Origin of the sequence: Pseudanabaena sp. CCNP1317 (assembly GCF_034931345.1) — a bacterium.
Classification (GTDB): Bacteria; Cyanobacteriota; Cyanobacteriia; order Pseudanabaenales; family Pseudanabaenaceae; genus Pseudanabaena; species Pseudanabaena galeata.
In genome coordinates this window covers 1-10,561 of record NZ_JAYGIF010000123.1, presented here as the reverse complement: position 1 = coordinate 10,561, position 10,561 = coordinate 1, and the positions used below count along the sequence as shown (strand labels likewise).

Sequence of the window (10,561 nt, the reverse complement as noted above, 5' to 3'; positions counted from 1 at the left end):
TATCTACATTACGGGCTTGGTGTCCCTAGGGGTTGAACGAGTTTATCTCTGCTTTTGCTTTTTCGGATTTGAGTAAAGATTTTATCCTTTACTTTTCTTCCTAGATACAAGGGGTTTGGTCTCCAAACCCAAGTCTTCTTGTTTTTTGGTCTTATAGCAATGTAAGTCTTAAAACCCAAAATATGAGTGGCGGCGCTTCGCGCCGCCACTCATATTTTGGGTTTTGATTTGTCCTAGCTATCTCTTACATTGCTATAGCGCTCCTAAATGATTTGTAAGATTTTGAGTGTTGTGAGAGTGCGCCCCGAAGGGGCGCACTCTCACAACACATTTAGGATTGCTATATAGATATTGAGAAGAAACTTTTTGTAAATTACCATCGTCCTTGAGTGCATTAACGTAATATGTTGCAGACAACTTAAAACATCAGACCAAATTTAGATTAAGTATTTAGATTAAGTCCGAGTTGAATTTGTCAGAATATCTAAAGATACGATCTAAACTTTGCTAACTACTTATAGCCTGATATTTTCGGGGAAATTTATGAACCGCTCTTTGAAATTTTTATCCGTATCTCTGTTAACAGCACTGATCACCGCCGCTACAGTGATGCCTAGCTTTGCCGCAGATCCATTCCGCTCCCAAAATGCTCGGGCGATCGGTCGCGAAACCCAGAAAGCCTTTGAATTAATGTTCAAAGATGGAAATTATACGGCTGCATTAAAGCAGTTGGATTTAGCTGTGAGAACTGAAGCAAACGAGCCACTGTTATTCGCTTTACGCGCTTCTACCTTCTATGCCAGCGAAGACTACTTAGGAATGCGCGTGGCTGGACAGCGCGTTCGCACTAATGCCAAGGCCTTGATGGGTAAAGATAACCTCAGAGCTTATATCTACCTTGCTGCAAGTGATTTGATTGAGGCAGGATATATTGTCAAAACTGAAGGCTTATCCAGTGCGCCTAAGGCTTTGCCACTAGTGCAAAGCGTTTTTGACAACATCCAAAAAGCCAAGGATATTTCCCCCAATGACCCTGAGCTAAATTTGATCAAAGGCTATATTGACATGCTAATTGCATCAGTATTACCTATGTCCGACCTTGAAACAGCTTTGGAAAGCCTAAAGCAATTTGCAGCGCCTGATTACCTGAAATGGCGTGGCATAGCTCTAGCCTATCGTGATGCTCGCAAGCCCGATCTTGCTCTAGACGCAGTAAACAAAGCTCTTGTCTCTGCTCCCAATAATCCAGAGCTACATTACCTAAAAGGACAAGTGTTATGGATGCAAAGCGACAGCAATATTCCGATCGCCAAGAATCAATTTGAGCTTGCTCTAAGTAAGTCTAAGCAACTGAATCCAAGCCTGCTCGAAGAGATTCGTGGACAATGCCGCAACATCTCTGGCGGTGTAGCTTGTCCTGAACAGACCAAATAAACTAAAAAAAGCGTTGCGAAGCAACGCTTTTTTTAGTTACAGCTTATCGAGGCTTTATAGCAAAGCAAAAGTTAGTTCGTACAAACCAAAACCCAAGAAACGAGTGGCGGCGCTTTGCGCCGCCACTCGTTTCTTGGGTTTTAAGTCAGCGCTTCGCGCTGAAGTGGTTAAGAAATGGCGATCGCTATAAACACTACAAGTCAGAAAACCAAGCAAGGTATAGCTGTCGCCATTCTTGTTAGGGCATAAAACCCAAATAGTGTGAGGCGGCGCGAAGCGCCGCCTCACACTATTTGGGTTTTGATTTGTCCTGATACAGGTGGCTATAGCTATATTATAAAAAGTAAGGTCAATTCATGAATTGACCCTACTTTTTTATCCAAAGCAAAAAGAAAGCAAAAAACTCATGGCGCAAGACATTAAACTGATCGTGGTAGATATCGATGGCACGATTAGTGGTGATGCCAATCAGGTCAATGATGCAGTCAAGCAAGCGGTAAAAGCGGCTCAGGCTAAAGGTGTAAAGGTAGCGATCGCCACGGGTAGAATGTATCGCTCGGCGGTACGATTCCACGAACTGATCGCTTCAGATATGCCATTGATTTCCTACCAAGGCGCATTCATTAAAGATCCCAAAACTGATGAATTAGTTGGACATTGGCCAGTTGAACTGGAACAAGCGCTCTCTTTGCTCGATGATCTAGGAGAATTTGCAACTAATGACAAGCTTTCGATTCATATTTATGTGAATGATGAACTCTACGTGCGGAAAATGACCGCCCAAACTCAAGCCTATGCGGAACGCTCTAAGGTTGGAGTCACAGTAGTCGGTGATTTGCGAGAATTCCTCACTAGTAAAAGTACTGACCATCCACCAACCAAGATTCTTGCCTTGAGTGATACTGCGGAACTGGTGACAGAAATGCTCCGAGTTCTCAAAGATCGCTATACACCGCAACAACTCTATCTCACTAAATCTGTGGCTACTTTCTTTGAAGCGACTAATCCGATCGCCAATAAAGGAACTGCGGTTAAGCATTTAGCTGAGAATATCTTGGGATTTGACCGATCGCAGGTTTTAGCGATCGGTGATAATTTCAACGATTTAGAAATGATCGAATACGCAGGTATTGGCGTAGTTATGGGTAATGCCCCTGAAGGTTTAAAACCTCTTGGGGATTGGGTTGCGCCTACTGTGGAAGAGGATGGAGCGGCTGTAGCGATCGGTAAATTTGTGCTTTAGCTAGTCTGTTAAAAAAGCGTTGCTTTGCAACGCTTTTTTATTCGGGTTCAATCCCCGCAGCCCGAAGTTGTGCTAGAAAGCGCTCAGCGCGTTGATATTCTTTGGTAGCTCGTTGACTCTCGATCTCGGCACGTTCTGAGCCTGTGATTAACAAGTTACCTTGGGCATCCCACCAACGCAGCCAATGTAATTCTAGATTTTGATAAAGTCCCTGCCAAATGCCAATTTCTACACCAAGTTGCTCAATTGGATAATGTCCACGGGCATTAGCTGTTACTAATTCAAATCTATTCTCGACCAGTCGATATAGCTCGACGCTGGCAGTTTGGACTTCGTAAATGCCATAAAAAGCGGGACGAATTACCTGCTCATAGATAAAAAATTTGCCAGTCCAAGGAGTTTTATCTCTTTCTTCTTTACCACTACCAGAGACAAATTCTAAAATAATTAACGGTGCGATAAACTCTTGCCATAGGACATAAGACCTGCGTGGAATCCCATTCAGCAAAGGCGGTACATTCGGTACATAAAACCAGTCGGGAGCCTCTGCGCCTTTTTCGGGAGGCTCAGTCATCCGCCAATAGATGCCACTATCTTGCCCGATCGCATATTGCCCGTCAGGATGAATTTGGTGTAATACAGGTTCTAGAGAGTCAGTGAGGAGAATACTTTGGGGATGTTCTTGAAAATTCTTCACAAATGTACCATCAGACTCTGGCAGTTGGGTATGATCGGGCAGTACAACAGGTTCTATAGATGGATCAATTGTGAAAGTCATGACTTTCTACCTCAATGGCATTGTGTTTATATTATAAGATGATTAAAAATATTGCTAAGTATTTTTGTCAAAGTAAAAAATGCTGTAATCACCATTAAGAAACCATTTAAGAATTGCTTTCTGCGGTTAACGCCTTCAAGAGATCCCCCCAGCCCCCCCCTTTACAAGGGGGGGCTGGGGGGATCTAGACAATCCTTAAAAAGGTTCTAAGTCTCCCCAATTGTCTGAGCAAAGTATATGACTATCCTTCAGCCTCAAGAGATTGTTAATCAACGTTATCAGCTAGAGCGTCAACTTGGGCAAAATGCAGGTCGTGAGACTTGGCTAGCTAAGGATTTGCAGAAAGAGAATGAATTGGTGGTGGTTAAGTTATTAGCTTTTGGAGGTAACGTGCAATGGGAAGATTTGAAACTATTTGAGAGGGAAGCCAATGTTCTCAAACAGTTGAATCATCCACGTATTCCTAAATATCGCGATTACTTTTCGATAGACGATCGCTCTTTGTGGTTTGGATTGGTACAGGAATATATTCAAGGGGATTCGCTGCGAGAATATATTACCAAAGGACATAAATTTACTGAGTCACAAGTTAAGAAAATTGCGATCTCAATTTTAGAAATCCTCATCTATCTCCATGAACTCAGTCCTCAAGTTCTCCATCGCGATATTAAACCTAGTAACTTGATCTTAACTAAAAGTGAAGGCGAAACTCCAAATATTTACTTGGTAGATTTTGGTGCAGTACAAGACAGAGCAAGCGCCGAAGGTAAATCCTTTACCGTTGTGGGAACCTATGGCTATGCACCAATGGAGCAGTATGGTGGTCGGGCGGTTGCAGCTTCTGATCTCTATGCGTTAGGGGCAACGTTAATTTATTTGTTGACGGGGATATCACCTGCGGATTTACCACAGGATGATGAAGCCAAAATAATTTTTCGCGATCGCACCAGTGCTAGTCCTGACTTTGTGGAATGGATTCAGACCTTAGTAGAACCATTACTGAAAAAACGTTATGCATCGGCTCAAATGGCTTTAGAAGCGCTAGTTCACCCTAAACCCAAAAGGCAATCAAGAGTCGAGCAGGTTGTTCCGAGTATTCAATCTGTTAAGGTGAACACCATTAGAAACTATGCTCCAGAAAACACAAACATTCAAGTTGAAAAGTCAGAACATTATTTTCAGATTTTAATCCCTAACAAGATGCCATCAGCAATTTTGTTGCTAGGAATGATATCGTTAATCACTTTGTTCTTTGTTACAACATTTGTCCCCTACTTGCTTATCACAAGACTTAGCCCCATAGTTGTTGTAATTCTATTAACGATTGTCGGATTGATTTTGTGCAAGCTTTTACAACTTCTCACCACATCTAAGTTTGAAATTAATGGGCAAGAAGTCATCTTAAGTCGCTACATATTTGGTAAATGCTATTGGCGTGATCAACAGACTGGAAATAGTTCCATTTATGTTGAACCAAATTGGATCATGATGCGAAACAGATATAACAACAATCTATTTGGCTGGTTGGTGTGGCTAAGTAATGAAAAAAATGATGATAACTCGCTCAATTCCAATGTCAAAATACATATCCAAGATGAGACTCATTTAATATCTGCCAATGATCTGCGACCAACCGAAGTGATGTGGTTAATTGAAATGATTAATAATTTTAGAAACAGTCGTTAGTTAATATGAGATATCTTTCTATGGCAATCACGTCCTCATTAATCAGGTTGATATCGATCAAATTGATCGGCATATCCGCCTTCGCGATCGCAGGTTGCTCTAATCCCTTTGCCACGGCAAATGTACCTGATCAAGTGCGAATTGGTACTTTCAATCTAGGCAATTTTGATGGAACAAACAATCCAAAACTAGAAGCAGTCAGCCAGATTATCGAACGTAATTTTGATGCGATCGGCTTACAAGAAATTAGTCCATTGGGAGCCGAAAAACTTAAGGAGCAGTTGAATAAAAGTAAACAATGGGAATTTGTCTTAGGAGATACGGGCAGTAAACAAAGAGTGGCTCTGTTCTATCGCAAAGACTTGATCTCGGCTCAAAAGGTGACTGAATGGCAAAAAGTAAACATCACAGGGACTTTGCGATCGCCGCTTGTGACCTTTGTGAAAACAGGCGCGAACTTTGACTTCACCTTAGTGGTTGTACATCAAAAGGGAGGTGGTGGCAAAGAGGCCGATCGCTTACGCCAAAATCAAAGCGATCGCTTGCGCCAAGAAGTAGATAACTATCAAAAGAATCCGCAATCTGATCCCGATTTAATTCTAGTCGGTGATTTTAATAGTCCAACTTGGGCTGATCAAAATCGGGGCTTACGGGATGCACCACTGACTTTCTTGACTAGAGATATTGAAACGGGCAAAAAGGAGAACTGCTTAAAAAGACGTGGTCAGCCTAAAACTCCTGATGGTCGTCCGCGCTATACCAATCGAGGCACTGGTTGCGTCATCGATCATATTGCAATTTCTAAAGCTCCTAAAGGAGCAGAAGAAGAATACATAGCCCAATCAGTTCAGATTCTCGATCCACAAAAGGATCTGGGCTTTGATAGCGATCGTACCTATTTTGCGAAAGTATCCGATCACTTGCCCGTGCGAGCAGTCTTTCGCAGTAGATAAATAACGTGAATTCGATATAGCCATTTGCAGCGTGCTTAGCACGCCGCAAATGGCTATATCGAACTGACGTTGAATTAAAACCCAAACTCAGTAAGGGTAAAAAAACAAAATTGCGTAGCCATTTTGTTTTTTGGTAGTTAGATGTAATACATAGTTGTAGCCATTTGACGCTGGCGTTGCCGATCGCATAAATCCTTGAGCGTACAGCCATCTAACACAGCAGAAGCTGACTTTTGGGCGGCTTCCCATACTTCATGGATTACCGAAAGAGACGCGCTTTCATTGCCTGACTTACTACTTTTTTCCGCGATCGTATCGTATCCCTCAATTCCCCGAATGATTTCTAGTAAACTTATTTCCCAAGGCTCTCGTGCAAGGATATAGCCACCCTTAGCCCCCCGTTGACTCTTAACTAAGCCTTGACGCTTTAAAGTCGCGAGTAACTGTTCCAAATAGCGATCGGGAATATTTTGTTGGTTCGCAATTTGACGAATCTGGAGAGGCTGATCGATCGCAAAATGATTAGCTAGCTCAAGCATAGCCAAAATTGCATATTCACTCTTTAAAGAAAGTTCCACAACAGACCGTAATTTTTGTTTAAAAAATTTTTCTTAACTGTTTACTATGATACTACGGTATTGCACTGTAAATTTAGAGCAAATACGCTCTAATACTAAAACACGAAATGGCTATACTTTTGTGATTTGGTATAAAGCCGAAAAATTAAAGCGCTTCTGCGATTTTATCGCTTTATACCAAATCAAGAAATGGCGTAGCCATTTCTTGATTAAAAAACTTACTGGCTTTTGGTTTCAATTCACAAAGGTGTTGCAACACCTTTGTGAATTGGCATTACTCCTTTACGGGCTGAATAAATCTACTATTTGCCCTCACATAACATGCTTCTGATGTTGAAGGTCTATAACGAACTTGCATCCAAGGTCTTCCATTTTTATCACGAGCATTTATTAAAACTTCATCAGACCCACCCCGACCGATTTGTACTTCTATAATTTCATTGGCAGCATAAGTACGTTGAACAGGACTATCTATACTTGGCTCTTTACGACAATTGAGCCCCTCAACAACTACTCTCCAGAGCGATCCTGTCCCATATCTATCTCCTCTTGGAGATTTTACATTAGTTTCATTTCTGTAGTAGTTGCCCTGTTTATCTGGGACGGCAACCTCGGCTTGGACAACGTTGACCGGCAATAATGTCACTGGCAAGACAGCGAGTAGCAACATAGAATGTTTCAGGTAGATAGAAATTGTATTTAAACAATTACTTGGAAAAATATTCATATTATTTAGAAGAATGTCCCATGGTCAGTAGGTTGTATGAACGGTTCTAAAAATGCAATAACTGTATCAAATTTGACGCAAGCAATTACGCTTTTGTTGCGGGATGAAATAGGAATTGTGCGCGTGACGGGGGAAATTTCTGGTTTCACAACCGCAGCCTCTGGACATCGATATTTTACGATCAAAGATGAGTCAGCCCAGATCGATTGTGTGATGTGGGCTAGCCGTACCATAGCCTTTCGTCCCAAAAGTGGAATGCAAGTCGTTGTCCAAGGTCGGCTAACGGTGTATGCAACCCGTGGTAAATATCAGATCGATTGCGATCGCATGACTGCCGCAGGACAAGGTGACTTATATCTAGCCTTTGCGGCGATGAAGGAAGATCTAGCGGAACGCGGATATTTTGATCCAGAACGCAAGCGAGAGATTCCTGCTTTTCCTTTGAAAATAGGGGTGGTCACGTCACCGACTGGAGCCGTAATTCAAGATATTCTCAGTACGCTAAAGCGGCGATCACCCCATTGCGAGGTTTATTTATGTCCAGCCACAGTGCAAGGGGAGTCTGCACCTGAAGAAATTGCAGCGGCGATCGCCGCTTTGCAAAATACCGATGCCGATGTGTTGATCGTGGGGCGTGGTGGTGGCTCGATTGAGGATCTTTGGGCGTTTAATACAGGGCAAGTTGCCGAGGCAATTTTTCATTCACGGATTCCCGTTATTTCTGCGGTTGGACATGAAACCGACTTTACGATCGCTGATTTTGTGGCAGATTTACGGGCTGCTACACCAACGGCGGCGGCGGAACTGGTAACGCAATGCGATCGCGAAACCCTATGGCAACAGATTACCGCTTGGGAAAATCGCCTAAATCGCATTGTTCAATTAGAAATACAGAAATACGATCAACGTTTGAATGCACTCATCAATAGTTATGCATTTCAAAATTTTGGCGATCGCCTCCATGATCGCGCTCAACAGTTAGACGAAGCTGATCAAACTATGCAAAAGTCTCTGCTTCGTCATTTGCGCCAAACCACCAATAAACTTGAAAGCATCACCGCCCATCTGCGATCGCTACATCCCCTATCACCATTACAGCGTGGTTTTGCTTTGTTGCGCTCGGGCGATCGCCTGCTTAGCAATGATGATTCACTCACTGTATTTGATACAGTGGAAATTGTGCGGCGCTCGGAAATTGCCCAAGCCAAGATTGAAAAAGTAACTGATAAAGAGTAATTGATAAAGTATATGACCGACCAGAATAAATCACCAAAGAAACTACCAGATTTAAGCTTTGAAGAACAGATGCAGCGTCTCGAAGAAATAGTGGAAATTCTCGATGATGGGGAAGCCGCCCTAGATGAAATGCTATCTCTTTACGAAGAAGGGATGAAGCGATCGCAATATTGCCGTGAATATCTAGAAAAAGCTGAACAGAAAGTTACCTTAATTCAAAGTAGTAGTGTATAGAAAACAACCTGAATTTATCCAAAATTCTCATTAAAAGAATAAGAATCTAATTCCTTTAATGTATACTAAAAAAATGTCAAGTAGCAACACTGGTATTGAATGGACTGATAAAACTTGGAATCCCACTACTGGTTGTAGTAAGGTGAGTCCAGGCTGTCGTTATTGCTATGCTGAAGCTTTAACAGAGAGATTCTCCCAAACTTTTCCTCAGGGATTCAAATTAACGTTGTATCCTGAAAGGATTGATCAACCTAGAAAATGGCGAACTCCTAGCCGAATATTTGTCAACTCAATGAGTGATCTTTTCCATAAAGATGTACCTTTTGAATATTTGCAGCAAATATTCACAGTTATGAGGGAAACTCCTTGGCATGTTTATCAGATTTTGACTAAACGTGAACAAAATTTATTAGAACTTTCATCAAAACTTGAGTGGGCTGACAACATATGGGTTGGTGTATCTGTAGAAAATCAAGACTACGCTCATAGAATAGAAGCTTTGAGACAAGTACCTTCAAAAGTTCGATTTCTTTCTTGTGAACCTCTACTAGGTCCACTTTGCCTCGATTTAGAAGGTATTGATTGGGTGATTGTTGGTGGTGAATCTGGATATAAACATCGTCCCATAAAACCCGAATGGGTTAGAGATATCTTACGTCAGACGAGAGAAGCTGATGTTGCTTTCTTCTTTAAACAATGGGGTGGTCATCACTCTAAATCTGGCGGTAAACTTCTTGATGATCGAACTTGGGATGAAATGCCTAAAGCTTGGTACGACCATATCAGTCAATGGCAATCATTAAAAATGACAAAGTCTCAAAGGTCTAATCCTTTAAAGAAGGAATGTTTAGCTACAGCTAACTAAAGATGAAAATACAGTTATGAGTAAATTTGGTACTGAAGGTGAAGACATTATTGGGCAATGGTCAGAAGAGAAGCTAGATTTACTGGCTAAATATCTCAAAGCCTACTCCGATATCATGAATAAGCAAAAAGAAAGTTGGCTAAAAGCTTATTACTATATCGATGCTTTTGCAGGCTCTGTTAGACCTAAAGCCCAAAATGACGAACAGCGCTATATTGATGGTTCTCCTTTACGTGCAATTCAGACAGATCCTAAATTTGATGCTTATTGGTTCATGGATCTTAATCCCCAGCGAGTAGAACGTGTGGAAAATTTACGTGATGAATTTCCAGATCATACTATCCACACTTGTCAGGGTGACTGCAACAATATTCTGTGTGATGAGATACTTCCTCAAATAACATATTCATCAAATAAACGAGCATTTGTTTTCTTAGATCCATATGGTTTACAAGTTGATTGGGAAACAGTCAAAAAAATAGCCGAAACTCAAACTTGCGATATATTTGTTAATTTTTCAGTTATGGGTGTTACTCGACTTCTCCCCAGAGAGCAAAATCCAGAACCGAAAGTTATAGAACAGTTGAATAAAGTAATGGGTAATACAGATTGGATTAAACAAATTTATCAACCACCTAAAGTAACGCAGTTGGGCTTATTTGAGGAAAATTCTTCAGATCTAATATCAAGCCGTGAAGCAATGGGTGCGACCTTGACATAATACGAAGATTGTAGAACAATGAAAGAATAACGAAGGAGATCAAGAAAGAAAATGTCGGCAAAGTTAATAAGTGTAGAAGGCACAAAAGTAAAAATCGAACTTACAA

11 protein-coding genes are annotated in these 10,561 nt (G+C 41.5%); 8 read left to right on the top strand and 3 right to left on the bottom strand.

The window, feature by feature from the left end; translation table 11 throughout:
* The first annotated feature begins 543 nt into the window (after positions 1–543).
* Both VB775_RS22135 and VB775_RS22130 read left to right on the top strand, forming a co-directional pair.
* Positions 544–1,434, top strand: a complete 891-nt coding sequence (locus VB775_RS22135) for a Sll0314/Alr1548 family TPR repeat-containing protein (protein WP_281006647.1) — start codon at positions 544–546, stop codon at positions 1,432–1,434.
* A gap of 406 nt (positions 1,435–1,840) precedes the next feature.
* On the top strand, positions 1,841–2,677 hold the full coding sequence (locus VB775_RS22130) for a Cof-type HAD-IIB family hydrolase (RefSeq protein WP_281006648.1): 837 nt from the start codon (positions 1,841–1,843) through the stop codon (positions 2,675–2,677).
* 37 nt (positions 2,678–2,714) lie between these two features.
* Here the strand turns inward: VB775_RS22130 and VB775_RS22125 are convergent, their stop codons facing one another.
* On the bottom strand, positions 2,715–3,455 hold the full coding sequence (locus VB775_RS22125) for a Uma2 family endonuclease (RefSeq protein WP_281006649.1): 741 nt from the start codon (positions 3,453–3,455) through the stop codon (positions 2,715–2,717).
* Positions 3,456–3,698: 243 nt separating this feature from the next.
* On the opposite strand from VB775_RS22125, the gene VB775_RS22120 reads away from it, so the two are divergent.
* Both VB775_RS22120 and VB775_RS22115 read left to right on the top strand, forming a co-directional pair.
* Positions 3,699–5,141 (top strand): serine/threonine protein kinase, encoded by a 1,443-nt coding sequence (locus tag VB775_RS22120; RefSeq protein ID WP_407073002.1) that lies wholly within the window; start codon positions 3,699–3,701, stop codon positions 5,139–5,141.
* A 20-nt stretch (positions 5,142–5,161) separates the two neighbouring features.
* Positions 5,162–6,094, top strand: coding sequence for an endonuclease/exonuclease/phosphatase family protein (locus VB775_RS22115; RefSeq protein WP_281006651.1), 933 nt, complete (start codon positions 5,162–5,164; stop codon positions 6,092–6,094).
* Between the two features lie 137 nt (positions 6,095–6,231).
* Here VB775_RS22115 and VB775_RS22110 read toward each other — a convergent pair whose 3' ends face one another.
* Positions 6,232–6,672 carry an RrF2 family transcriptional regulator gene (locus VB775_RS22110; protein WP_281006652.1) on the bottom strand — a complete coding sequence of 147 codons (441 nt, stop codon included), beginning with the start codon at positions 6,670–6,672 and terminating at the stop codon, positions 6,232–6,234.
* A 274-nt stretch (positions 6,673–6,946) separates the two neighbouring features.
* Positions 6,947–7,318, bottom strand: coding sequence for a hypothetical protein (locus tag VB775_RS22105; protein ID WP_323216945.1), 372 nt, complete (start codon positions 7,316–7,318; stop codon positions 6,947–6,949).
* A gap of 117 nt (positions 7,319–7,435) precedes the next feature.
* Between VB775_RS22105 and xseA the strand changes: the two genes are divergently transcribed.
* The 4 genes from xseA to VB775_RS22085 all read left to right on the top strand — a co-directional run bounded on the left by xseA (position 7,436) and on the right by VB775_RS22085 (position 10,455).
* A complete protein-coding gene (xseA, locus tag VB775_RS22100) occupies positions 7,436–8,635 on the top strand; it encodes an exodeoxyribonuclease VII large subunit (RefSeq protein ID WP_281006654.1) in 1,200 nt (399 codons plus the stop codon).
* Positions 8,636–8,647: 12 nt separating this feature from the next.
* Positions 8,648–8,869, top strand: coding sequence for an exodeoxyribonuclease VII small subunit (gene xseB / locus VB775_RS22095; protein ID WP_281006655.1), 222 nt, complete (start codon positions 8,648–8,650; stop codon positions 8,867–8,869).
* A gap of 73 nt (positions 8,870–8,942) precedes the next feature.
* Positions 8,943–9,734, top strand: coding sequence for a DUF5131 family protein (locus tag VB775_RS22090; RefSeq protein WP_281006656.1), 792 nt, complete (start codon positions 8,943–8,945; stop codon positions 9,732–9,734).
* A 16-nt stretch (positions 9,735–9,750) separates the two neighbouring features.
* Positions 9,751–10,455 carry a three-Cys-motif partner protein TcmP gene (locus tag VB775_RS22085; protein ID WP_281006657.1) on the top strand — a complete coding sequence of 235 codons (705 nt, stop codon included), beginning with the start codon at positions 9,751–9,753 and terminating at the stop codon, positions 10,453–10,455.
* Positions 10,456–10,561 lie beyond the last annotated feature (106 nt).